The following is a 23,843-nucleotide window of genomic DNA, read 5'->3' on the forward strand; positions in this document are numbered from 1 at the left end:
CCGGACGCCCACCGGCACGGCGGCACGACGACGGCGGCGCCGCGACCGCCCCGCTCCGCTCCGTCGTCCCGGACAATGGCCCTGTGCTGGAGATGACACGCGACAGGTTCGAAGAACTGGTGAGCGAGGCCCTGGACCGGATCCCGCCGGAGCTGACGCGGGTCATGGACAACGTGGCCGTGTTCGTCGAGGACGAGCCGTCCGCCGACGACCCGGAGCTGCTGGGCCTGTACGAGGGCACGCCCCTCACGGAGCGCGGGGAGTGGTACGCCGGGGTCCTCCCGGACCGCATCACCGTCTACATGGGCCCGACCCTGCGCGCCTGCGAGACGGCGGAGGACGTGGTGGACGAGGTGGCAGTGACGGTCGTGCACGAGGTGGCGCACCACTTCGGCATCGCGGAGGAACGGCTGCACGAACTGGGCTGGGGCTGACGGCCCCCCGCGCCCGGCGCCTCGCACGCCCCGTACGGCCAGGTCGCGCACGGCACGCTCGACCTGGCCATACGGTCCGGCGCGGCGCCGGGCGCGGCCCCGGACGGCGGAGCGGGCGAAACGGTTTTGGCGATACCCCCCGGCATCCCATATGCTTCTCTCGTCCCCGAGGCGCTGAGAAGCGCCCAGGCGGGCCGATAGCCCTCATCGTCTAGCGGCCTAGGACGCCGCCCTTTCAAGGCGGTAGCACGGGTTCGAATCCCGTTGGGGGCACACACAACCCTTACGTATGCAAATTGGTTCGCATACGTGAATATGGTCCTGTGGAGCAGTTTGGAGTGCTCGCCACCCTGTCAAGGTGGAGGCCGCGGGTTCAAATCCCGTCAGGACCGCTGAGGTTTCACGTGAAACCTCATGGCTGGGTAGCTCAGTTGGTACGAGCGATCGCCTGAAAAGCGATAGGTCGCCGGTTCGACCCCGGCCCCAGCCACAACTTCGGCCTCAATCCTCGGGATTGGGGTCTTGTTGTATGTCGCCGGCTGGTTGTATGCCGCTGACTGGCCGACGCTCGTGGAGCGCGAGCGCTCGCGTCCGCTACCGGCCCGAGCCTCGTCCCAGGGCGATCGGATCGCGGAGCGCCGCGACCGTGCGCGTGGCGTACCGCGACCATGCGCGTGCCGCATCGCGACCGTGCGCGTGACGTCACGCCGACTCTGCGCACCTCGTGGTTGCGTCCCCGTGCGTCCGATGGCGTACTGGTCATAACGGCATCAGCACGTGTGGTCTGTTCGGCCTTCTTGGAGGGACGTCATGGCGACCATCACGGCGGTGAGAACCGGCAGCATCCGCATCCGTCCCTCACATCGCGCGGGTCGCATGGATCACGCCATCTGGCGCCGTCGGCTCGCCATCATCCTGGACCGCGACTGGACCGAGCCGCTTCCGATCTACACGTACCTGATCGAGCACGACGAGGGCCTTTATCTTGTGGACAGCGGGGAGAGCTCCCGCACGGCCATACCCGGCTGGCTGCCTTGGTGGCACCCCTTCTTCCAGTTGTCCGTGGATATCCATGTGGCGCCGGATGACGAGATCGGACCCCGGCTGCGGAGCATGGGCATCGACCCGACAAAGGATCTGAGACATCTCATCATGTCCCACCTCCACCACGACCACGCCGACGGACTGTCTCACTTCGAGGGCGCCGACATCGTCGTGAGCGAGGAGAACTGGGGGGTCTCCCACGGGTTCCGAGGCACCCTCGCCGGAGCGCTTCCGCATGACTGGCCCTCGTGGTTCGCTCCGAACCGCATCGCCTTCACCGGTCCGCCGGCAGGCCCCTTCGCGCACACGTACCCGGTCACGGAGGACGGAAAGATCTTCTGTGTGCCCACGCCCGGACACATGCCTGGGCACATGTCCGTCGTGGTGCGCAACGACTCCACGACGTACTTCCTGGCCGGTGACGCGACCTACGACGCCGACCTGCTGGAGAAGCGCATCGTGGACGGAATATCCGGAAACCTCGCGGTCTCCCTCCACACGCTCGACTCCATCGCGGCCTTCGGACGCGGTGAGCCCACCGTGCTGCTCCCCGCCCACGACCCGTTCGCAGAGCAGCGGCTCGCCGAGCGGATCACCCTCTCCGAATAGGAGCAGCGATCCCGCACGTATCCCGGACAGGACGAAGGTTCCAGTCATGCGCCTCTCACCGGTGAGTCCGACCGCCATGACGGACGAGCAGCGAAAGCTGTACGACGACATCAAGGCGGGCATCGGCGTCAGTTACGCGCATTCCAGGACGGAGAACGCGCAGGGCGCTCTCATCGGGCCGTTTCCCGCGTGGCTGCACGACCCGGACCTCGGCACGGCGGCCTGGGGGCTGAACCGGGCGCTCAGCACGTCCCCGACGGTGCCGGCCGGTCCCCGGGAAGTCGCGACGCTCGTCGTCGGAGCGCACTTCCGCGCCGCGTTCGAGGTCGGCTCGCACCGCCGCCTCGGGCGTCAGGCGGGGCTGAGCGAGGAAGCCGTGGACGCGCTCGCCTCGGGTCGCCGTCCGGACGGCCTGACCGATGAGGAGAGGTGCGCCGGCGACGTCGCGGAAGCCCTCTGCGCGGGCGGGGAACTGCCGGGTCCGCTGTACGGGCGGACCGTCGAGCTGTTCGGCGAGCGCGGCACGATCGAACTGGTCCATCTCTGCGGCTTCTACGCGCTGACCTGCATGATCTTGAACGCGTTCGACGTTCCGCCGTCCGAGACGGAGTGACTTCCGGCGCATCGGATGACGCCGTTTCCGCCGAATGCGGGAGCGCCTTGTGTGAGCGGCGAACGGGCGGGGAATCTCACTTCGCATGCGCATCGTGGTCACCGGGGCGACCGGCGATACCGGCTCCGCCGTCGTGCGACGGCCGCGCGCCGACGGCGCGCACGACCTCGTGGGCGTCGCCGAGCGGCTGCCCCACGGCCCCGACATCGGTTGCGCGCTCCCGACGCCCGACACGACCGGCGCCCGCGCGGAGCTCGACCGGGCCCCGGCCGAGGGCGCCCCGCAGGCGCCCGCCGAGGTGATCGACGCTGCGGGCGAGGCGGCGCCCGGCCGTACCCCCATGCGGCATCCACGATCCGGCCAGACTCCCATGTGGCACCTACGATCCGGCCGGACCCCTATACGGAGCACACGATCCGGCCGAACCCCCATGCGGCCCCCACCGTCCGCCCGACCCCCCGTACCGCGCCGCCCCCGCCCCGTCGCCGGTGCACCCGGCGACGCGGTCCGTGGCGTGCCCGTTGCCGCGCGGCGGCGCCCGTGACCGCCGGCTCGGCCCCCTCCCGCACCGGGCCGCCGCCCGTGGCCGCGCTGCTGGCCGCCGCCCACGGCGGACCGGCCCTGGCGGTCGGCGCGATCGCGGGCCTCCTCGCGCTCCGCAGCGACCTGCGCCCGCTCGACGGCGTCACCGTCACCGCGGCGGTGCTCACCGGCCAGCTCACCATCGGCTGGGGCAACGACCTGCGTGACCTCTCCCGCGACCGCGCCGTCGGCCGCACCGACAAGCCCCTGGTCACCGGTGCTCTCCCGGTGAGCTGGGTCGTGCGCGCCCTGGTCGTCACCGCACTCGCCTGCCTCGTGCTGTCCGCGCTCGTCGGCTGGCGCGGAGCACTGGTCAACATCGTCCTCGGCGCCGGTGCGGGCCACGCCTACAACCTGGCGCTCAAGGCGACCTGGTGGTCGTGGGCGCCCTACGCCAGCGCCTTCGGGACGCTGCCCTCGGTCGTCACCCTCGCGGGCCCCGACCCGGCCTGGGCGCCGCTGTGGACGACCGGCGCGGGCGCCGCGCTCGGCGTCGGGGCGCATCTGCTCAACACGCTGCCCGACCTCGCCGGGGACGAACGCGTGGGCGTCCGCGGCCTCCCGCACCGGCTGGGCCGGCGTTCTTCCCGCGTCCTCGCCGTCCTGCTGCTCGCCGCCGCCTCCCTGCTGGCCGTGCTCGGTCCCGCCGGCGTCCCCCCGTCGTGGGCGTGGGCGGGACTCGCACTCGTGGCGGCCCTCGCGCTGGTCGCCTCTCTCGGCCAGGGCCGTACCCCCTTCCGGGCGGCGGTGGGCATCGCCCTGCTCGACGTCGTACTGCTCGTGGCAGCCGCTTGATGGCGGGGGTCCCCAGCCGCTGGCACCTCGCGGTGGTCGGCGCCGGACCCGCCGGCGCCGCCGCCGCCCTCGGCGCGATGCACGCGGCCCCCGGTCTGCGCGTCGTCCTGCTGGACCGGGCGGACTTTCCGCGGGACAAGGCCTGCGGCGACGGGGTGGCCCCGCACGTCCTCGACCTCCTCGCCGGGATCGGCGTCACCGGTCTCGTCAGCGACAAGCGCCCGGTCGACCGCCTCCGCCTCGGCCGCGGCGGCCTGGCATCCGAGCGGCGGATGGCCCGCCCGGCCTGGGTGGTGCCGCGCCGCGTCCTCGACGCCCGCCTGGTCGACGCGGCCGTCGCCGCCGGCGTCCGGCTCCTGCGTCACCGCGTCCGCGATCTGCGGCACGACGCCGACGCGGTGGTGCTGGACGGAGAGATCTCCGCCGCCGTCGTGGTCGGCGCCGACGGGGCCCACTCAGCCGTGCGGCGCGCGCTCGGGCAGCACCGCGGTCCTGTGGCCCTGGCGCTGCGCGGCTACGCCCCGGTCGCTCCCCGGTGGCGCGGCGCGCAGGTCATCGAGTTCGGCGCCCAGCACCAGCCGTCGTACGCCTGGAGCTTCGACCGCGGTGACGGCCTCGCGAACGTCGGCTACGGCGAGCTTCTCCGCGCGGACCGTCCGGCGCCCACCCGTGCCCAGCTCTTCGAACGCCTCCAGGCGCTTCTGCCCGGCGCCGCCGAGGGCGGGGAGGACTGGCTCGGGCACCACCTGCCGCTCTCGACAGCACGGTGGCGGCCTCAGCGGGGCCGAGTTCTGCTCGTGGGCGACGCCGCCGGGCTGGTGAACCCTCTGACGGGCGAGGGCATCCACCACGCCGTGGCCACCGGGATCGCGGCCGGACGGGCCGCCGCCGCGGCCCTGCGCGACGGACAGCCCGAGCGGGCGGGCGCGCACTACGCGCACGCGACCGGCCGCAGCCTGCTGCCGCACCTGCGCCACACCGCCCTGGCCGCCCGGCTCGCCCGCAGCACCCGTCTCATCGAGGCCGGACTGCGGGCCTCGGCCGCCGACCAGGACGTCTTCGACGATCTCGTCGAACTGGGTCTCGCCCGGGGCAGGCTCACCCCCGCCCTCGCACTCGGTCTCGGCCGGGCGCTGCTCACACCCACCCGGCCGAACGGCCGACCCCAGGAGCCAGCATGACCATGCGCGTCCTCAGTGTCCGCGGCGTACTTCCCGAGCACCGTCACCGGCAGGAGGAGATCACCGAGGTCTTCGCCGCCGCACTGGGCGAGGCCGCGGTCGACCGCGGCGTCGTCGAGCGGTTTCACCGCAACACGGGCGTCGAGACACGGCACAGCGTCCTTCCGCTGAAGGAGTACGCCCAGCTCGGGGACTTCGGCCGGTCCAACGACCTCTTCATCCGGGCAGGCGTCGAACTCGGCGGGCGCGCCGTCGTCGACGCGCTCAAGGACGCCGGGCTCACGCCGGCCGACGTCGACTACATCGTGTCCTGCACCGCGACCGGCTTGGCCGTCCCCACGCTCGAGGCCCGCGTCGCGTCGCGGATCGGACTCCGCCCCGACGTGGTGCGCCTGCCCCTCGTCGGCCTGGGCTGCGTCGCCGGCGCGGCCGGCGTCGCACGCCTGTCCGACCTGCTGCGCGGTCGTCCGGACGGGGTGGCGGTGCTGATGTCGGTGGAGCTGTGCTCGCTCACCCTCCAGCGCGACGACGGCTCGCTGGGGAACATCGTGGCGAGCGGCCTGTTCGGGGACGGTGCGGCGGCGGTGGTCGCGGTCGGCCCGGAGCATCCGCTCGCCTCGTCCGAGGACCGCGTCCGATGCGAGGTGCTCGCTTCGCGCAGCCGCCTCTACCCCGACTCGGAGCGCACCATGGGCTGGGACATCGGCGCCGGCGGGTTCAAGATCGTGCTGGACTCCTCGGTCCCCGACCTGGTGCGCCGGCACGTCGGCCACGACGTTCGCGGCTTCCTCGCCGACCATGGGCTGAGCGAGGACGACCTGGGCTGGTACGTCGCGCATCCCGGCGGGCCCAAGGTCATCGAGGCGCTGCAAGAAGCCCTCGGGGTCGGACGGGACGCCCTGCGTGTGACCTGGGAGTCGCTGCGGAGGGTCGGCAACCTGTCCTCTTCCTCCGTGCTGCACGTCCTGGCGGACACGTTCGCCCACCGCCCGCCCGCGCCCGGCTCGTACGGGCTCATGCTCGCCCTGGGACCGGGCTTCTGCTCCGAACTCGTGCTTCTGCGCGCCCCTGGGCACGAGCGATGAGCAGCCAGGTCCTCTTCACCCTCCTGGTTCTGGCCGTGGGGCTGGAGCGGGTCGCCGAACTGGTCGTCTCCCGCCGCAACGCCGCCCACAGCCTCGCCCGGGGCGGCGTGGAGTCCGGTAGTGCGCACTACCCCTTCATGACGGCGCTGCACACGGGTCTGCTCGTCGGCGCACTCGTGGAGGTGTGGACGCGCCGACCGGACGCCGTACCGGTTCTCGCCTGGACCATGCTCGCCCTCGTCGCAGCTTCGCAGGCGCTGCGCTGGTGGTGCATCGCCACCCTGGGACGGCAGTGGAACACCCGGGTGATCGTCGTGCCCGGCGCCGCGCGCGTGACCGGCGGCCCCTACCGCCGCGTCCCGCACCCCAACTACGCCGCCGTCGTCGTCGAGGGCGCGGCGCTCCCTCTGGTGCACTCGGCCTGGATCACGGCGGCGGTCTTCACCGTGCTGAACGCGTTCCTCCTCGCCCTCCGCATCCGCACCGAGAACGCCGCACTGGCGCGGCTCGCCTAGAGGGGAAGGCCATGGACCTGCTCATCGTGGGCGGGGGCCCCGCGGGCCTCGCCACGGCCCTGTACGCGGCACGGGCGGGGCTCGACGTGACCGTGTGGGAACAGCGCGCGGGCGCCGTCGACAAGGCGTGCGGCGAGGGGCTGATGGCGGGTGCGCTGGAAGCCCTGGCGGAGTGGGGCGTGCACCCGCCGGGGCACGACCTGAGAGGCGTTCGCTACGTCGCCGGGCCGCACCGCGTCGACGCCGACTTCCTCCGGGGCCCCGGTCGCGGAGTGCGCCGCACCGTGCTGCACGAGGCGCTGCGCGAGGCGGTGCTGGCCGCGGGCGTGCGCGTGGAGCAGCGCACGGCGCGCCGTGTCGAGCAGGACGGTGCGGGCGTGGTCGTCGACGGCGCCCGCGCCGGGTACCTCGTCGCGGCCGACGGCCTGCACTCGCCCCTCCGCCGGGCACTGGGTCTCGACCGGCCGCCGCGAGGCCGCCGGCGGCACGGGCTGCGACGCCATTACGTGCGCGAACCCTGGAGCGACTACGTCGAGGTGCACTGGGCGAACGACGCGGAGGTCTATGTGACCCCGGTGGCCAGCGGGCTGGTAGGCGTCGCGGTGCTCTCCGCGTGCCGCGGGGCCTACGACGACCACCTCGCCGCCTTCCCCGAGCTGCGGGAGCGGCTGGCCGGCGCCGATCACGCCGGACCGGTTCGCGGGGCGGGACCGCTCCGGCAGGACGCCAGTGCGCGCACCGACGGCCGCACGCTGCTCGTCGGCGACGCGGCGGGCTACGTCGACGCGCTGACCGGCGAGGGCGTCGGACTGGCGCTGGCGCAGGCGTCGGCGGCGGTGCGTGCGATCGTCAGCGGTGACCTGCTCCAGTACGAGCGGGAGTGGAGGCGACTGACCCGGCGCCACCGCTGGCTGACCCGCGCGCTGCTCGGCGCGACCAGGAAGCCCCCGCTCCGCACCGCGCTGGTGCCTGCGGCGCAGCGACTGCCCTGGCTGTTCTCGGCGACGGTCGAGGCGCTGGCGCGTCCGCCCCGGACGCTCCCGCCGGGTCGGTCTTGAGGTCTTGCGGGGGAGTCAGTGCGTGACAGCGGCTAACGCGGCGACTCGTAAGGGACCGGCCGGTTCTCCTTGGCCCAGAGGCGTTCGGCCTCGCTCCCGGCGGGCGGGGGCCAGATCCCGCCGGTCATCCAGAGGTCCCGGGGGGTCTCGTCGATGTGGAACTCGAGGTACAGGTCCCGGTCGGTGGTGTAGGGGGCGAGCACGGCATTGAGTTTCTCGCCGGTCGCCTTGCGCAGGGCGGGGTCGTTGAGCTGGCGGGCGATGTGCTCGATGACGACGCGGACGGTCTTGTCCGTGGGTTCGCCCCCTACGTAGTAGGAGTCCGCCTCGATCTGGTGGAAGAGGGTGACGACGTAGAACCTCGGCAGGCCGATGCGGGCGTAGACGTCGGTGACGTCCTTGGCGATCCGCTCCTTGTCCTCGGGGGTGTAGGCGTCGGCGGGGTGGTAGATGTGCCAGAGCGGCATGAGTCCTCCAGGTCCGCGAGTGGGTTTTCGGACGCGTCGGGCGAGTGGGTTTTCGGGCGCGTCGGGCGTCGGGCGGCTGGGCGCGCGGGCTCAGCGGTTGATGGGGACGGTGAGTCCTTCCACGGGACCGGCGAGGGCGGCCTTGATCTCGCGGGTGACGTCGTCGACGAGCACCTCGCTGTCGCCGCGTTCGACACCGTCGAGGACGATGCGGGCGGCGTCGGCGGCGGAGATCTTCTCGACGGGGAGGGCGGCGACCATGTCGGTGTCGGCGAACCCGAGGTGCACGCCGACGACCTGGGTGTTCTGTCCGGCCAGTTCGATGCGCAGGGAGTTGGTCAGCGACCACAGCGCGGCCTTGGTGGCGCCGTAGGCGCCGCCGCCGGCCCCCCAGGACAGCAGCGAGTGGATGTCGACCAAGGCGCCGCCGCCATTGTCGGCCAGGATCGGGGCGAACGCCTTCGCGATCCGCAGGGGGCCGTAGACGTTGGTGTCGAACATGTCCTTGACCTGCTGGAGGTCGCCCGTGAGCAGGGGCGCCGGGTACAGGACGCCGGCGTTGTTGAAGATGACGTCGACGTCCCGGACCCGCTCGGCCAGCGCGGCGACCGAGGCGTCGTCGGTGACGTCCAGCGCGAGCGCCTCGACCCTCTCGTCGTCGCTGGGGGCGGGCTTGCGGGCGGTGGCGTAGACCTTCTTGGCGCCCCGGACGAGCAGCTCGTCCACGAACGCCTTGCCGAGGCCGCGCCGGCCTCCGGTGACCAGGGCGACGGAGCCCGCGATCGTCGTCATGTCGTCTCTCCCTCATAGGCTCGATGGCGCCTGCCTGGCGTCGGCAGGCGCGTCGCGACGCTTCCGTGGCGGAAACCTCACTGTTTAGATTACACACATCATCTAAACGGGAGGATGGAGGCAGCGTCCGGCGCCACCGGCCGGACGATCACGCCGACCACAAGACCGGACGGTCGTGCCGACCGTGAAAAAGGAGGAGTACAGCCGATGCCCCGCGTGTCACGAGCCGTAGCCGAGCAGCGCCGGCAGCAGGTGATCGAAAGCGTCTCCCGGCTGATCCGGGAGAAGGGCGCCGAGCAGGTCAGCGTGCCGGAGGCGATGGCCGCCGCCGGGCTGACCCACGGAGGCTTCTACCGCCACTTCTCCTCCAAGGACGACCTGGTCGCGCAGGCCCTCGCCGCGGCCTTCGACGAACGCGGCCGGTCCATTCCGCCGGCGACCGGCGCCGAGGCGCCCGCGGGCGCCGGGGAACCCGCCGACGCCGGGAAACCTGCCGATGCCGGGGAACCCGCCCACGCCGGGGAGGCCGCCCACGCCGGGGAGCCCGGCGTCGCCCGCCCGGCCGACCGCTCGGCCCGAGCGGCGTTCCTGGCGGCCTACCTCTCGGAACGCCACCGCGACAATCCGGCCCGCGGCTGCGCCGCCGCCGCCCTCGCCGCCGACGTTGCACGCACAGAACCCGGCACCGCTCTCCGGGCCGCCTTCACCACCGGCCTGCACGACATGGTCGACAGTCTCCGGCGACTCGACGGCGCCCCGGACGGCGCCGACTCGGACTCCGCCCTGGTCGAACTGTCCACCCTCGTCGGCGCCCTTCTCCTCGCCCGCGCCAGCGACGACGACGCCCTCTCCCGCGACATTCTCCGCGCCGCGCATCAGCACCTCACCGCCCAGAGCGACGCATCCCGCGCCTGAGCGGGTACGGGTACGCATCCCGTTGGGGGCACGCAGTACGGTGTGCGACACTTACGTGCGTCGGTGCGCATGCCACCGCATGGTCCTGTGGAGCAGTTTGGAGTGCTCGCCACCCTGTCAAGGTGGAGGCCGCGGGTTCAAATCCCGTCAGGACCGCTGAGGTTTCACGTGAAACCTCGTGGCTGGGTAGCTCAGTTGGTACGAGCGATCGCCTGAAAAGCGATAGGTCGCCGGTTCGACCCCGGCCCCAGCCACCACCGCCCTCACCAGGGCTGACACCCTCTCCGAGAGATTCCGGGGAGGGTGTTCTCGTGGATCCGGTCGCGGTTGCAGCGCCCAAACGGGTGACTAGAGTGAAAACCGACTGTTAGTGGGATTTCACCCGAGGGGGCGCTCATGCCCACCACGACCAGAAAACGGGCCGCCGTGCTGGGTGCGGCCCTCATCGCCGCGACCGTCGCTCTCACCCCGGTCACCGTCCAGCAAGCCGCCGCGGCGACGCCCGCCGGGACCCATGCGGTCGCGACGGCGCAGGCGCCCACGCTGGACAGGAACTACCAGCGGGGCTTCCAGGACGGCTTCAGGATCGGGTTCCGCGACGGATACCGCACGTGCGGCCACCACCACTACGGCAAGCAGCTCCCCACCGCTCTCAAGGCGGCCGGAGTGAACGTCCGCGTCACAGCGGTCGCCGCCGACACGGTGAAGAAGGACTGGGGCCAGGACTACCGCCGGGGCTTCAAGGAAGGGTTCCGGCTCGGGTACCGCATCGGCCACCGGGTGTGCTGACGACGCGGCCAGCACCAGTGCTGACGCCGAGGGCTCCGTCCGCTGGGACGGAGCCCTCGGCGTCCAATGGAGTCCTTGGCGTCAAATGGTTCGCGTGCGAAATCCGCGAGGTGAGATCCTGGACGGCGTATGTCTACGCATCCCGCCCCCGCGCTGGGCTCCCTCGCCTCCCGCCTGACCGAGCTGTCGCTGCGCGACGCGCACCGGCTCGGGCGCCGGCTCGAAGGCGCGCGCAAGATCCGTAAGCCGGAGGCGCGCGCCTCCGTCCTCGCCGAGATCGAGAGCGAGGCCGACAAGGCCGCCGACCGCATGGCCGCCCGGCGGGCCCGTGTGCCCGTCGTCGGCTATCCGGCGCAACTGCCGGTCAGCCAGAAGAAGGACGAGATCGCGGACGCCATCCGCGACCACCAGGTCGTCATCGTCGCCGGTGAGACCGGGTCCGGGAAGACCACGCAGATCCCGAAGATCTGCATGGAGCTGGGACGCGGCGTGCGCGGCATGATCGGGCACACCCAGCCGCGCCGGATCGCCGCCCGCACCGTGGCCGAGCGGGTGGCGGAGGAACTGGACACGCCGCTGGGCGAGGCCGTCGGCTGGAAGGTGCGGTTCACCGACCAGGTCTCCCCGGACGCCACGTTCCTGAAGCTGATGACGGACGGCATCCTGCTCGCCGAGATCCAGACCGACCGCGAGCTGCGCGCCTACGACACGATCATCATCGACGAGGCGCACGAGCGGTCCCTGAACATCGACTTCCTGCTGGGCTACCTGGCCCAGTTGCTGCCGAGGCGGCCGGACCTGAAGGTCGTCATCACCTCGGCCACCATCGATCCCGAGCGGTTCTCCCGGCACTTCGGCGACGCCCCGATCATCGAGGTCAGCGGGCGGACGTACCCGGTCGAGGTGCGCTACCGGCCGCTGCTGGAGGAAGCCGACGCCGACGGCTCGGGCGCCGCGGACGCCGACCGGGACCAGATCACCGCGATCACCGACGCGGTCGAGGAGCTGATGGCCGAGGGGCAGGGCGACGTCCTCGTCTTCCTCTCCGGCGAGCGGGAGATCCGGGACACGGCGGACGCGCTGGAGAAGAAGAAGTACCGGTTCACCGAGGTGCTGCCGCTGTACGCGCGCCTGTCGCACGCCGAGCAGCACCGCGTGTTCCAGCAGCACACCGGCCGCAGGATCGTGCTGGCCACCAACGTGGCCGAGACCTCGCTGACCGTCCCCGGCATCAAGTACGTGATCGACCCCGGCTTCGCGCGGATCTCCCGTTACAGCCACCGCACCAAGGTGCAGCGGCTGCCCATCGAGCCGGTCTCCCAGGCCAGCGCCGACCAGCGCAAGGGGCGCTGCGGGCGTACCTCCGACGGCATCTGCATCCGGCTGTACAGCGAGGACGACTTCCTCGCCCGGCCGGAGTTCACCGACGCCGAGATCCTGCGCACCAACCTCGCCTCCGTCATCCTCCAGATGACCGCGGCCGGGCTCGGCGACATCGAGAAGTTCCCGTTCATCGACCCGCCGGACCACCGCAACATCCGCGACGGCGTCCAACTGCTCCAGGAGCTGCACGCGCTGGACCCGGCGCAGAAGGACCCGCGCAAGCGGCTGACGGACACCGGCCGCAAGCTCGCCCAGTTGCCCGTGGACCCCCGCCTGGCGCGGATGGTCCTGGAGGCGGACGGGAACGGCTGCGTCCGCGAGGTGATGGTCATCGCCGCCGCGCTGTCCATCCAGGACCCGCGCGAGCGCCCGGCCGACAAGCAGGCCCAGGCCGACCAGCAGCACGCCCGCTTCAGGGACGAGACCAGCGACTTCCTGACGTACCTGAACCTGTGGCGGTACCTGCGCGAGCAGCAGAAGGAGCGCGGGTCCAGCTCCTTCCGCCGGATGTGCAAGCAGGAGTACCTGAACTTCCTGCGCATCCGGGAGTGGCAGGACATCTACAGCCAGCTCCGCACGGTGGCCAAGCAGATGGGCCTGAACGTCGACGAGGACGACGCCCCCGCCGACCGCGTGCACGTCTCGCTGCTGGCCGGCCTGCTGTCCCACATCGGGATGAAGGACGTCAAGGACGGCAACAAGAACGAGTACCTGGGCGCCCGCAACGCCAAGTTCGGCGTCTTCCCCGGCTCGACGCTGTTCCGGAAGCAGCCGAAGTTCGTGATGTCGGCCGAGCTGGTGGAGACCAGCCGCCTGTGGGCGCGGGTCAACGCCAAGATCGAGCCCGAGTGGGTCGAGCCGCTGGCGGGCCATCTGCTGAAGCGCACGTACAGCGAACCGCACTGGGAGAAGGACCAGGCGGCGGTGATGGCGTACGAGAAGGTCACCCTCTACGGCGTGCCGATCGTCGCCCAGCGGAAGGTGAACTACGGGCGGATCGAGCCCGGGATCAGCCGGGAGCTGTTCCTTCGCAACGCCCTGGTGGAGGGCGACTGGCGCACCCACCACAAGTTCTTCGCCGACAACCGCAGGCTGCTCAGCGAGGTCGAGGAGCTGGAGCACCGCGCCCGGCGCCGGGACATCGTCGTCGACGACGAGACGCTGTTCGACTTCTACGACCAGCGGGTGCCCGACCACGTCGTCTCGGGCGCGCACTTCGACTCCTGGTGGAAGCGCAAGCGGGAGGAGCAGCCCGAGTTCCTGGACTTCGAGCGGGAGATGCTGATCCGCCAGTCCGCGGAGACGGTCACCAAGGCCGACTACCCGGACTCCTGGCGGCAGCGGAACCTCAAGTTCCGGGTGACGTACCAGTTCGAGCCCGGCGCGGACGCGGACGGCGTGACCGTCCACATCCCGCTCCAGGTGCTCAACCAGGTCACCGACGAGGGCTTCGACTGGCAGATCCCAGGACTGCGCGAGGAGGTCGTCACCGAGCTGATCCGCTCGCTGCCCAAGCCGATCCGCCGCCACTACGTGCCCGCGCCGAACCACGCGAAGGCGTTCCTCCAGTCCGCGGCGCCCCTTCAGGAGCCGCTGACGGTCACCATGGCCCGCGAGCTGAAGCGCAGGGTCGGCGTGCCCCTGGAGGCCGGCGACTTCGACTGGTCCAAGGTCCCGGACCACCTGAAGATCACTTTCCGGATCGTCGACGAGCGGCGGCGCACGCTCGCCGAGGACAAGGACCTCGACGCGCTGAAGCTGCGGCTGCGGCCGAAGGCGCGCAAGGCCCTCTCCCAGGCGGCGGCCGCCACCGCCGAGCGCACCGGCGGCGAGTCGCTGGAGCGGACCGGTCTGACCGACTGGACGATCGGCGCGCTCAGCCGGGTCTTCGAGACCCGCCGGGCCGGCCAGCCCGTCAAGGCGTATCCCGCGCTCGTCGACGAGGGCGCGGCGGCCGGCGCCGTCTCCGTGCGGCTCTTCGACACCGAGGCCGAGCAGGCCGAGGCCATGTGGAAGGGAACGCGCCGGCTGATCCTGCGCAACATCCCGGTGAACCCCGCGAAGTTCGCGTCCGAGAAGCTGACGAACCAGCAGAAGCTGGGGCTGTCGGCGAACCCGCACGGCTCGATCCAGGCTCTGTTCGACGACTGCGCGACGGCGGCGGCGGACCGGCTGATCGCGGACTTCGGCGGCCCGGCGTGGGACGGGGAGTCGTACCGCAAGCTCTACGACCACGTGCGCGCCGAGATCGTGGACGCGACCGTGCGGACGGTCGGCCAGGTGCAGCAGGTGCTGGCGGCCTGGCAGGCCTGCGAGCGCCGTCTGAAGGCCGTGCGCAGCCCCGCGCTGCTGGCGAACCTGGCGGACGTCCGCCAGCAGGTGGACGCGCTGGTGAAGCCCGGCTTCGTCACGGAGGCGGGGGTGCGGCGGCTGCCGGACCTGATGCGCTATCTGATCGCCGTCGACCGCCGCCTCCAGCAGATGCCGACGAACGTCCAGCGGGACGCCTCGCGGATGGAGAAGGTCCGGGAGATGCGGGACGAGTACGCGTGGCTGCTGGAGCAGATGCCGCAGGGCCGCCCGGTGCCGCAGCAGGTGCGGGACATCCGCTGGATGATCGAGGAGCTGCGGGTCAGCTACTTCGCCCACGCGCTGGGCACGGCCTACCCCGTCTCGGACAAGCGGATCGTGAAGGCGATCGACGCGGCGGCGCCCTCGCAGACGTGAGGCGCGAGGGCGTGCGGGGGTGTGCGGAGGCGTCCCTGACGGTGTGACGAATCGGGCGCGCTGCGTGAGTTCGACCAGGCGGCCGCGCTCCTGTACAGTCTCATTTCGCAGCGCACCGCACGAGAAAGCGCCGCACACCAGGTCCTGTGGAGCAGTTTGGAGTGCTCGCCACCCTGTCAAGGTGGAGGCCGCGGGTTCAAATCCCGTCAGGACCGCAAGAGTAGGCCCGCATCCGGCGACGGACGCGGGCCTTATCCATGGTACGGGTCGCTGGGGGATCGGGGCCTTGCCCCTTAGACCCCCCGCGTCGCCCCCTCTCCCCCGCTCCCCGCCCGTGGCGGGCCGCGCCGCCTCCGTGCGCTACCGAGCGGGCGGCGCCACCTTGACGGCGCCACCGCCCCCCGGTACTCCGGAGAGCAGGGCCGGCCTCTTCCCGTCCGGCCCCTCGGAGGTGGCGTATGGCGGCATCGGCCAGGCACGAGACCCGGGCACTGCTGCGCGCGCACCTCGCGGCGGCCTCGTCGTACCGCCACGTCACCGGGCGCTGCCCCGTCTGCCGCCACTTGCTGCGGCTGGCGACGGACGGCGCGGCGCGGACGGCCCCGGAGGCCCTGGAGGCGCCCGAGGAGCCCCTGGAGGACGAGCAGCCCTCCTGCGCCTGACGGCCGCGTGCGGCGAACTCCCGTGCGCGCGGGGGATGATGGAACGCGGCACTCCCTTTAGCGCACGGCGACTGCGGGCAACAAGCGTGTGGTCGTGTGACGGGTGTCACCGCATGGGTTTTTGAAAGTCCGGTACTTACCCCCTTCCTACAAGGGGTCAATTTAATATGTGCAATTGCACTGCTCTCGACAGTGCCGCACCGCCTATCCGGACAGGCGTCCCCAGGCTTCGACAAGGACGCGCGGGCGGCCGCGCGGCAGGCGCCCCGAGCGCACAAAAAAGATCGCGCTGGACCCGGCGGAGTCCAGCGCGATCTACGACGCACCCGTTTCACGTGCCTGACGAGCTCTGAGGGCTTGGGCGTGAACCCTGTTGGGGCAGGGCCCGCGTCGCTTGGAGCTGCGTTCCCGGACGTGAGGGCCGGTTGGGGGGCCGACCGGTTCGTCCGGTTATGGAGTTGTTCAGGCTTCGCTGCGCTGCTGCGGAATGCCCGCGAGCAGGGCGCGTACCTCTGCCTCGCGGTAGCGGCGGTGCCCGCCGAGCGTGCGGATCGACGTGAGCTTGCCGGCCTTCGCCCAGCGCGTGACCGTCTTGGGGTCGACGCGGAACATGGTGGCGACCTCAGCCGGGGTCAGCAGCGGCTCGGCATCAGGGGTGCGAGCGGTCATGAGCGGCCTCCTCGGGAGAACCGAACCTTCTCGGTTCATTCCTCTAAATTCTGCACCTTGACCCGCGTTGCCCGAAATGGCGGACGCGGGTCGAGTCGGTTATAGGACGAACGGCTTGTCCTCGGCACTACAACTACACCATCTGTCCAGCCGCGTCGGCCAAACCGATGGAATTGCCCTCCCAGGTGTCCATCAGCGACGGAAGCCGATGGACCATGCCATAGCGGACAGTCACACCACCGTGACGATCAGTCACAGCCCGATCAGGAAGTCGCAGACCCCCACAACGCTCGCGCAATGCTGAGATTCCGCCCGCCGGGGAGCATAGCGGGACAGACGGAGTCTCCCCCGGACTCCTTGTCCTATTTTGACACGAGGAGAGTCAAGCGGGGCAAGGGTCTCGTACGTGCGGTCCGTCACCCTTGACACCCTTAAGCGCCCTTGGCGCCCCTTGGCGTCCTCCACGCGAAAGCCCGGACCGGACTCCGCGGTCTCGCCGCCTCGCGGCCCCGGCGGAGCGAGACCCCGGCGGAGTGAAAGGCCCCTGACGGTACGCCGGTCCGCCCCCGTCGGGCCGTGATCCAGGTCACTCCCCGGGAAGGGTCAGTTGGCCGAGCGGCGGTCGCGCACCGCCCGCCAGCGCTCCACGAGCCGCGCGTACGCCTCGCCCGCGGCCAGGCCGTCGCCCTGGCGCAGCGCCTCGATCCCCTCGGCCACGTCCGCCGCCGAGTGGTCGCCCTCCAGCTCGCCGGCCGGCAGCGTGTGCACCAGGCCGCCGTAGTCCAGTTCCACCAGCGAACGCGGATGGAACTCCTCCAGCCAGCGGCCCACGTCCACCAGGCCGTCGATCAGCGGGCTCTCCTCGACCGCGTCCCGCAGCGCGCGCAGCGCCCGCGCCACCCGGCGCCGCGCCTGCACCATCGGCGTGCGGTAGCGCAGCAGCGGCCCGTCCGCCGGGAGGTCCTCCGCGCCCGCGGCGGCCTCGCCCGCGCCCTTGACGTACTCCCGCTCCTCGTCGGAGACCAGCACGAACCAGTTCAGCGGCACCTGCCAGGTCGCCGTGCGGATCCAGGGGCGGGCGTCCGGGTGGTCGGCCAGCCACCGCTCGTAGTCCTGGGCGGCCTGGCGCCGCACGAGCGGGGGCAGCACCGCGTCCAGGACCACCGCGGGCAGCTCCTCGGCGAGGTCGCCCAGGGCCTGCCAGCCGCGCAGCCGGGTGCGCCACGGGCAGACGCAGACCACCCCGCCGGCGTCGAGCACGAAGGCGTCCGGGCTCTCGTGCACCGGCACCGCGACCGGCGGGGTGGGCGCCAGGTCGGCCAGCGAGCGGCGCAGCTCGTCCTGGTAGGAGGGGCGGTCGAGGCGGCGCGCGTACCGCGCCCAGTGGCCGCGCTCCGGCTCCGGGAAGGCGACCAGCGGCTCGTAGACGCGCAGATAGGCCGCGTACGGGACGATCACCGAGGACACCTTGGGCACGCCTGCTCCCTCCCCACCCCAGTGGGCCCGAAACGGGCCGGGCCGAAACCCGCACGGCCCGCGCCCGGACGGACGGAAAACCACGGCGAATCGTCCCACGCGCGGGCGGGACGGCACTGCGCGGGAGGGTGATCGCCGGGCAGCGCGTCCCTGGCGGCCCAGGTCAGGGTCTAATCTTCCGGCACGGCGCCCGCCACCCTTACGGGCGCCCAGCCCACCCGCCGATACCGACCTGGGAGTCACCACCGTGACCGACGTGACCGGCGCGTCCGACGTACTGCAGACCCTGTTCCGCTCAGAACAGGGCGGCCACGAACAAGTCGTGCTCTGTCAGGACCGCGCCAGCGGCCTCAAGGCCGTCATCGCCCTGCACTCCACCGCCCTGGGCCCCGCCCTCGGCGGCACCCGGTTCTACCCGTACGCCAGCGAGGAGGAGGCCGTCGCCGACGCGCTGAACCTGGCGCGCGGCATGTCGTACAAGAACGCCCTGGCCGGCCTCGACCACGGCGGCGGCAAGGCCGTGATCATCGGAGACCCGGAGCAGATCAAGTCCGAGGAGCTGCTGCTCGCCTACGGGCGGTTCGTCGCCTCCCTCGGCGGGCGCTACGTCACCGCGTGCGACGTCGGCACCTACGTGGCCGACATGGACGTCGTGGCCCGCGCGTGCCCCTGGACGACCGGCCGCTCCCCCGAGGCGGGCGGCGCGGGCGACTCCTCGGTGCTGACCGCGTTCGGCGTCTTCCAGGGCATGCGGGCCTGCGCCCAGCACCTGTGGGGCGACCCGACGCTGCGCGGCCGCCGGGTGGGCGTCGCCGGGGTCGGCAAGGTGGGCCGCCACCTGGTGGAGCACCTGCGCGGGGACGGCGCCGAGGTCGTGATCACGGACGTGCGCGAGGAGTCCGTGCGGGCCGTCCTGGACTTGCACCCGACCGGCGTCACGGCGGTCGCGGACACCGAGGCGCTGATCCGGACCCAGGGGCTGGACGTCTACGCCCCCTGCGCGCTCGGCGGCGCCCTGGACGACGAGTCCGTGGCCGCGCTGACCGCCGCGGTGGTGTGCGGCGCGGCCAACAACCAGCTCGCCCACCCGGGCGTCGAGAAGGACCTCGCCGACCGCGGGATCCTCTACGCGCCCGACTACGTGGTCAACGCCGGCGGCGTCATCCAGGTCGCCGACGAACTGCACGGCTTCGACTTCGAGCGGTGCAGGACGAAGGCCGCGCGGATCTTCGACACCACGCTGGCCATATTCGCTCGTGCGAAGGCGGACGGCATCCCGCCGGCCGCGGCGGCCGACCGGATCGCCGAGCAGCGGATGCGGGAAGGCGCGCGGGGCGCGGAGGGCGCGCGGGGCGCGGAGGGCGCGCGGGGCGCGGAGGGCGCAAGCGGCGCGCACGGCACGGGCGGCGAGGGCGGCACGGAGGCGGTGGCGGCGGGGGCCGTGCCGGCTCGGTGACGCCGGGCGCGCGGCGCCTCTGGGCGGTACCTGCCGGCGGGCGGTTGGAGAGAACTCTCACTCCCACCGGCGGGTCGCTCGCCAGGAAGTGGTTAAAATGCTTGCTGACCAGCGAGGACAGGGCGCCTCGAAGGTTCTGCGCACACGCCTCTCCTGCGGGCGACGTACCGTATGGGCGCGGGCTCAGGTACCGTGGAAGCCCTACGGACCGGTCTCTCTGCGGAGAGTCCGTGCCGGATCATGAACGCGTGTCAGACTCTGGGGCCGTTGAGCCCCGTCGTTGAGGGGGTCGAGCCATGGGGCGCGGCCGGGCCAAGGCCAAGCAGACGAAGGTCGCCCGCCAGCTGAAGTACAACAGCGGTGGGACTGACCTCTCACGCCTGGCCGAGGAGCTGGGCGCATCGCCGTCGAATCCGTCGCCGACCAACGGCGATCATTTCGAGGACGATGAGCAAGACGAAGACGTGTACGCACGGTACGCCGACCTCTATGAGGACGACGACGAGGACGAGCAGGACGACTCCTCGCAACACCGTCGCGGCGCCTGACGTCCGCAGTATCTCTGCCACACCACGCGCGTCACCTCTGCTTCACCGAGCGCGTCGTGGTGTGTGCACTCCGCCCGGTCCGGCGCCTCCCGCGCCGGACCGGGTTTTGTGCTGCCGTCACCGGCCCGCTACGCGTAGTCGCCCACCAGGGCCGCTCCCGTGGCTTGGTCGCCGCGGGCGGTGATCTCGCCTGCCGCCCACGCCTCGACCCCGCGGTCGGCCAGGGTGGCGAGCGCCGTGTCGGCGGACTCCTGCGGGACGACCGCGATCATGCCGACGCCCATGTTCAGGGTCTTCTCCAGTTCCAGCCGGTCCACCTCGCCGGTCCTGCCGACCAGGTCGAAGACCGGGGCCGGGGTCCAGGTGGCGCGGTCGACCACGGCGTGCAGCGCGTCCGGGACCACCCGGGCCAGGTTGGCGGCCAGTCCGCCGCCGGTGACGTGGCTGAAGGCGTGCACGTCGGTCGTCCGGGTCAGCGCCAGGCAGTCCAGCGAGTAGATCCTGGTCGGCTCCAGCAGCTCCTCGCCCAGGGTCCGGCCGAAGTCCTCGACGTGCGCGTCCAGGGACAGACCGGCCTGGTCCAGCAGGACGTGCCGGACCAGGGAGTACCCGTTGGAGTGAAGACCGGAGGCGGCCATGGCGATCACCGCGTCGCCTTCGCGGATGCGGTCCGCGCCGAGCAGCCGGTCGGCCTCCACGACGCCCGTACCGGCGCCCGCCACGTCGAAGTCGTCCTCGCCGAGCAGCCCCGGGTGCTCGGCGGTCTCGCCGCCCACCAGGGCGCAGCCGGCCAGCACGCAGCCCTCGGCGATGCCCTTGACGACGGCCGCGACCCGCTCGGGGTGCACCTTGCCCACGCAGATGTAGTCGGTCATGAACAGCGGCTCGGCGCCGCACACCACGATGTCGTCCATGACCATGGCGACCAGGTCGTGGCCGATGGTGTCGTAGACGCCCAGCCGCCGGGCGACGTCGACCTTGGTGCCGACGCCGTCCGTGGCGGAGGCGAGCAGGGGGCGCTCGTAGCGCTTGAGGGCGGAGGCGTCGAAGAGGCCGGCGAAGCCGCCGATGCCGCCGAGGACCTCGGGGCGCCGGGTCTTGCGCACCCACTCCTTCATCAGCTCGACGGCGCGGTCGCCCGCCTCGATGTCGACGCCCGCGGCTGCGTAGCTGGCGCCAGTGGGTTCAGGCATGACGATGAGAACCTTCGTGTCGTACGGCAGGTCGGGGCGGAGGGCTACGGGCGCCGGATCGCGTCGGCGGCGGCCGTGGCGGCGGGGCCGGCGGCCAGCTCGGTCTCCAGCAACTGCTTGCCGAGCAGCTCCGGGTCGGGCAGCTCCATCGGGTACTCGCCGTCGAAGCAGGCGCGGCACAGGTTCGGCTTGGCGATCGTGGTCGCCTCGATCATGCCGTCGATGGAGATGTACGCCAGGGAGTCGGCGCCGAGCGAGGCGCCGATCTCCTCGATGGACATGCCGTTGGCGATCAGCTCCGCGCGAGTGGCGAAGTCGATGCCGAAGAAGCACGGCCACTTCACGGGCGGCGAGGAGATGCGGATGTGCACCTCGGCGGCTCCGGCCTCGCGGAGCATGCGGACCAAGGCGCGCTGGGTGTTGCCGCGGACGATGGAGTCGTCGACGACGACCAGGCGCTTGCCCTTGATGACTTCCTTCAGCGGGTTCAGCTTCAGCCGGATCCCGAGCTGGCGGATGGTCTGCGAGGGCTGGATGAAGGTGCGGCCGACGTAGGCGTTCTTCACCAGGCCGCTGCCGAAGGGGATGCCGGACGCCTCCGCGTAGCCGATGGCGGCAGGGGTGCCGGACTCCGGGGTCGCGATGACCAGGTCGGCCTCGGCGGGGGCCTCGGCGGCCAGCCGGCGGCCCATCTCGACGCGCGACAGGTAGACGTTGCGGCCCGCGATGTCGGTGTCGGGGCGGGCCAGGTAGACGTACTCGAAGACACAGCCCTTGGGCTTCGCTTCTGCGAATCGGGAACTGCGCAGGCCGTTCTCGTCGATGGCGACGAACTCGCCCGGCTCGATCTCGCGGACGTAGCTGGCGCCCGTGATGTCCAGGGCCGCGGACTCCGAGGCGACCACCCAGCCGCGCTCCAGCCGGCCGAGGACCAGCGGGCGGATGCCCTGCGGGTCGCGGGCGGCGTAGAGGGTGTGCTCGTCCATGAACACGAGGCTGAAGGCGCCCCTGACCTTCGGGAGGACGGAGTGGGCCGCCTCCTCGATGGTCAGCGGCTTGCCGTCCTCGTCGACCTGGGCGGCGAGCAGGGCCGTCAGCAGGTCGGTGTCGTTGGTGGCCGCGACGCGGGTCGAGCGGCCGCCTGCGTCCTTCGGCAGCTCGGCGACCATCTCCGCGAGCTGCGCGGTGTTCACCAGGTTGCCGTTGTGGCCGAGCGCGATCGAGCCGTGCGCGGTGGCCCGGAACGTCGGCTGGGCGTTCTCCCACACCGAGGCGCCGGTCGTGGAGTACCGCGCGTGACCGACGGCGATGTGGCCCTGGAGGGAGCTGAGGGAGGTCTCGTCGAAGACCTGGGAGACGAGGCCCATGTCCTTGAAGACGAGGATCTGGGAGCCGTTGCTGACCGCGATACCCGCGGATTCCTGGCCTCGATGCTGGAGGGCGTAGAGCCCGAAGTACGAGAGCTTTGCGACCTCTTCGCCAGGAGCCCAGACACCGAAGACGCCGCATGCGTCCTGGGGGCCCTTCTCGCCGGGAAGCAGATCGTGATTGAGTCGACCGTCACCACGTGGCACGTTCCCGAGTGTAGGGGAGGTCGACCACTGGTCCGAATTGGGGATACGCGGCGACGGTGCGTCACTCCGTGCTGCCTCCCGCCTACTGCCCAGCGTTTTCCCAGGTCAACGCGGCGAGTCGGACGCCGGTCCGGTAGTCGCCCGCTGCGGCGGGGGCGGCCCCAGGGCACTGGGGCGACGGGCGTGAGTGAGGCGTCGCACACGGATCGGACCGCGCGGGGGCGCTCGCGCCGGCGTCCGTGAGGGGGAGCGGCGCGCTTGGGGAGTGGTGGCGCCCTTCGGGAGGGCGGCCCCTCGGAGAAGCGCGGCGCCCTTGGGAAGGGGCGGTCCCTTGGGGCCGAGCGGGGTCCTCGGGGAAAGCGCGGCCCCCTTGGGAGGAGCGGCGCCCTCGGGGACGAGCGGCGCCCTCGGGAGGAGCGGCGCGCCCTCACCTCATCAGCGGCAGCAGTCCTTCGAGATCGGCCCGTTCGCCGCTCGCGCGGACCCGGGCGCCGTCCACCGCGTCCCGCCACGTCGTGCGCCCGGTGGCCAGCCGGAGCCAGGTCAGCGGGTCGGTCTCGACGACGTTGGGCGGGGTGCCGCGGGTGTGCCGGGGGCCCTGGACGCACTGCACGACGGCGTACGGCGGGACGCGCACCTCGGTGGACCCGCCGGGCGCCTCGGCGGCCAGCGCGTCGGCCAGCAGCCGGGTGGCCGCGGCGAGGGCCTGGCGGTCGACGGGGACGTCCAGGCCGGGCACGGCGGCGTTCAGGTCGTCGGTGTGGACGACGAGTTCGACGGTGCGGGTGACGAGGTAGTCCGCGAGCGGCAGGGCCCCGGCGCCGGTGGCGAGCAGCCGTGAGCCGGGATGCTCCGCCAGCAGGGCCCGCAGCCGCTCCTCGGCGGCGGCCAGGGCCGCGCCGGGGTCGGGGTGCTCGGCGGCGAGCCGGCGCGCGGCGTCGTCGACGGCCTCGGCGTGGCCGACGGTGCTGGACGGCCAGTCGAGCAGAACCGCGTCCTGCCGGGCCGGCGCCGGCGCCCGCACCGCCCGGTCGACCGCCGAGACGGCCGTCGCGACGTGCGCGACCAGGTCCCGTACGGTCCACGCGCCGAGCCGGGTCGGCGCCGCGAGCTGCTCGGGCGTCAGCTCGGCGACCGCCCGCCGCAGGTGGGCGGCCTGGTCGAGCACCGCGGCACGGATCTTCGCCGGGTCGTAGGTCCGGGTGCGCTTCTTGGCCGGGGGCATGGCGGTGAGCCTAACCGGAGGGCCCCGCACGCCAGACGCGTGCGGGGCCCT

20 protein-coding genes, 6 tRNA genes and 1 pseudogene are annotated in these 23,843 nt (G+C 72.2%); 20 read left to right on the forward strand and 7 right to left on the reverse strand.

What is annotated here, in order from left to right; genetic code table 11:
- The first annotated feature begins 83 nt into the window (after positions 1-83).
- From ABZ861_RS15000 to ABZ861_RS15050, 11 genes are all read left to right on the forward strand, one after another.
- Positions 84-434, forward strand: coding sequence for a metallopeptidase family protein (locus ABZ861_RS15000; protein WP_361629427.1), 351 nt, complete (start codon positions 84-86; stop codon positions 432-434).
- Between the two features lie 200 nt (positions 435-634).
- Positions 635-707, forward strand: a tRNA-Glu gene (locus tag ABZ861_RS15005).
- Between the two features lie 44 nt (positions 708-751).
- Positions 752-826: transfer RNA gene (locus ABZ861_RS15010), tRNA-Asp, on the forward strand.
- Between the two features lie 24 nt (positions 827-850).
- Positions 851-924: transfer RNA gene (locus ABZ861_RS15015), tRNA-Phe, on the forward strand.
- Positions 925-1,310: 386 nt separating this feature from the next.
- Positions 1,311-2,087 (forward strand): N-acyl homoserine lactonase family protein, encoded by a 777-nt coding sequence (locus ABZ861_RS15020; protein WP_361629430.1) that lies wholly within the window; start codon positions 1,311-1,313, stop codon positions 2,085-2,087.
- Positions 2,088-2,133: 46 nt separating this feature from the next.
- Positions 2,134-2,700 carry a carboxymuconolactone decarboxylase family protein gene (locus ABZ861_RS15025; protein ID WP_361629433.1) on the forward strand — a complete coding sequence of 189 codons (567 nt, stop codon included), beginning with the start codon at positions 2,134-2,136 and terminating at the stop codon, positions 2,698-2,700.
- Positions 2,701-3,240: 540 nt separating this feature from the next.
- Positions 3,241-4,077: a UbiA family prenyltransferase gene (locus tag ABZ861_RS15030; protein ID WP_361629436.1), complete on the forward strand. Its 837-nt coding sequence runs from the start codon at positions 3,241-3,243 to the stop codon at positions 4,075-4,077.
- Positions 4,077-5,258 carry a geranylgeranyl reductase family protein gene (locus tag ABZ861_RS15035; RefSeq protein ID WP_361629439.1) on the forward strand — a complete coding sequence of 394 codons (1,182 nt, stop codon included), beginning with the start codon at positions 4,077-4,079 and terminating at the stop codon, positions 5,256-5,258. Before ABZ861_RS15030 ends, ABZ861_RS15035 begins: the two co-directional genes overlap by 1 nt.
- Positions 5,255-6,343 carry a 3-oxoacyl-[acyl-carrier-protein] synthase III C-terminal domain-containing protein gene (locus ABZ861_RS15040; RefSeq protein WP_361629442.1) on the forward strand — a complete coding sequence of 363 codons (1,089 nt, stop codon included), beginning with the start codon at positions 5,255-5,257 and terminating at the stop codon, positions 6,341-6,343. Before ABZ861_RS15035 ends, ABZ861_RS15040 begins: the two co-directional genes overlap by 4 nt.
- Complete coding sequence (locus ABZ861_RS15045) at positions 6,340-6,858, forward strand: isoprenylcysteine carboxylmethyltransferase family protein (protein WP_361629445.1); 519 nt, start codon at positions 6,340-6,342, stop codon at positions 6,856-6,858. Before ABZ861_RS15040 ends, ABZ861_RS15045 begins: the two co-directional genes overlap by 4 nt.
- Positions 6,859-6,869: 11 nt before the next feature.
- Positions 6,870-7,916: an NAD(P)/FAD-dependent oxidoreductase gene (locus tag ABZ861_RS15050; RefSeq protein WP_361629448.1), complete on the forward strand. Its 1,047-nt coding sequence runs from the start codon at positions 6,870-6,872 to the stop codon at positions 7,914-7,916.
- Positions 7,917-7,948: 32 nt separating this feature from the next.
- Here the strand turns inward: ABZ861_RS15050 and ABZ861_RS15055 are convergent, their stop codons facing one another.
- Both ABZ861_RS15055 and ABZ861_RS15060 read right to left on the reverse strand, forming a co-directional pair.
- Complete coding sequence (locus ABZ861_RS15055) at positions 7,949-8,383, reverse strand: tautomerase family protein (RefSeq protein ID WP_361629451.1); 435 nt, start codon at positions 8,381-8,383, stop codon at positions 7,949-7,951.
- Positions 8,384-8,473: 90 nt separating this feature from the next.
- A complete protein-coding gene (locus ABZ861_RS15060; RefSeq protein ID WP_361629454.1) occupies positions 8,474-9,175 on the reverse strand; it encodes an SDR family oxidoreductase in 702 nt (233 codons plus the stop codon).
- Positions 9,176-9,382: 207 nt separating this feature from the next.
- Here ABZ861_RS15060 and ABZ861_RS15065 point away from each other — a divergent pair, with 207 nt between their 5' ends.
- The 7 genes from ABZ861_RS15065 to ABZ861_RS15095 all read left to right on the forward strand — a co-directional run bounded on the left by ABZ861_RS15065 (position 9,383) and on the right by ABZ861_RS15095 (position 15,651).
- Positions 9,383-10,090: a helix-turn-helix domain-containing protein gene (locus ABZ861_RS15065; RefSeq protein ID WP_361629457.1), complete on the forward strand. Its 708-nt coding sequence runs from the start codon at positions 9,383-9,385 to the stop codon at positions 10,088-10,090.
- An 81-nt stretch (positions 10,091-10,171) separates the two neighbouring features.
- Positions 10,172-10,246 (forward strand) — tRNA-Asp (locus ABZ861_RS15070).
- Between the two features lie 24 nt (positions 10,247-10,270).
- Positions 10,271-10,347 (forward strand) — tRNA-Phe (locus ABZ861_RS15075).
- A gap of 139 nt (positions 10,348-10,486) precedes the next feature.
- Complete coding sequence (locus tag ABZ861_RS15080; protein WP_361629460.1) at positions 10,487-10,879, forward strand: hypothetical protein; 393 nt, start codon at positions 10,487-10,489, stop codon at positions 10,877-10,879.
- Positions 10,880-11,008: 129 nt separating this feature from the next.
- The gene (hrpA, locus tag ABZ861_RS15085) at positions 11,009-14,989 is read left to right on the forward strand and encodes an ATP-dependent RNA helicase HrpA (RefSeq protein WP_361629463.1); all 3,981 of its coding nucleotides are present in this window, start codon (positions 11,009-11,011) and stop codon (positions 14,987-14,989) included.
- Positions 14,990-15,129: 140 nt separating this feature from the next.
- A tRNA-Asp gene (locus ABZ861_RS15090) sits at positions 15,130-15,204 on the forward strand.
- Between the two features lie 243 nt (positions 15,205-15,447).
- Positions 15,448-15,651 carry a DUF6274 family protein gene (locus tag ABZ861_RS15095; RefSeq protein WP_361629466.1) on the forward strand — a complete coding sequence of 68 codons (204 nt, stop codon included), beginning with the start codon at positions 15,448-15,450 and terminating at the stop codon, positions 15,649-15,651.
- A gap of 462 nt (positions 15,652-16,113) precedes the next feature.
- On the opposite strand, the gene bldC is transcribed toward ABZ861_RS15095, so the two are convergent.
- A complete protein-coding gene (gene bldC, locus ABZ861_RS15100) occupies positions 16,114-16,320 on the reverse strand; it encodes a developmental transcriptional regulator BldC (RefSeq protein ID WP_003949541.1) in 207 nt (68 codons plus the stop codon).
- Between the two features lie 603 nt (positions 16,321-16,923).
- Positions 16,924-17,796 (reverse strand): hypothetical protein, encoded by an 873-nt coding sequence (locus tag ABZ861_RS15105; protein WP_361629469.1) that lies wholly within the window; start codon positions 17,794-17,796, stop codon positions 16,924-16,926.
- Between the two features lie 247 nt (positions 17,797-18,043).
- On the opposite strand from ABZ861_RS15105, the pseudogene ABZ861_RS15110 reads away from it, so the two are divergent.
- Both ABZ861_RS15110 and ABZ861_RS15115 read left to right on the forward strand, forming a co-directional pair.
- Positions 18,044-19,114 (forward strand): annotated as a pseudogene (locus ABZ861_RS15110) (Glu/Leu/Phe/Val dehydrogenase dimerization domain-containing protein); the annotation flags it as partial.
- 434 nt (positions 19,115-19,548) lie between these two features.
- Positions 19,549-19,800: a DUF3073 domain-containing protein gene (locus tag ABZ861_RS15115; protein WP_361629472.1), complete on the forward strand. Its 252-nt coding sequence runs from the start codon at positions 19,549-19,551 to the stop codon at positions 19,798-19,800.
- A 128-nt stretch (positions 19,801-19,928) separates the two neighbouring features.
- Here ABZ861_RS15115 and purM read toward each other — a convergent pair whose 3' ends face one another.
- From purM to ABZ861_RS15130, 3 genes are all read right to left on the reverse strand, one after another.
- On the reverse strand, positions 19,929-20,993 hold the full coding sequence (purM, locus tag ABZ861_RS15120; RefSeq protein WP_361629475.1) for a phosphoribosylformylglycinamidine cyclo-ligase: 1,065 nt from the start codon (positions 20,991-20,993) through the stop codon (positions 19,929-19,931).
- A 44-nt stretch (positions 20,994-21,037) separates the two neighbouring features.
- A complete protein-coding gene (purF, locus tag ABZ861_RS15125; RefSeq protein ID WP_361629478.1) occupies positions 21,038-22,567 on the reverse strand; it encodes an amidophosphoribosyltransferase in 1,530 nt (509 codons plus the stop codon).
- Between the two features lie 427 nt (positions 22,568-22,994).
- On the reverse strand, positions 22,995-23,792 hold the full coding sequence (locus tag ABZ861_RS15130; RefSeq protein WP_361629481.1) for a sterol carrier family protein: 798 nt from the start codon (positions 23,790-23,792) through the stop codon (positions 22,995-22,997).
- Positions 23,793-23,843 lie beyond the last annotated feature (51 nt).

It is taken from the genome of Streptomyces sp. NPDC046985 (genome assembly GCF_040644415.1).
Taxonomy (GTDB): domain Bacteria; phylum Actinomycetota; class Actinomycetes; order Streptomycetales; family Streptomycetaceae; genus Streptomyces.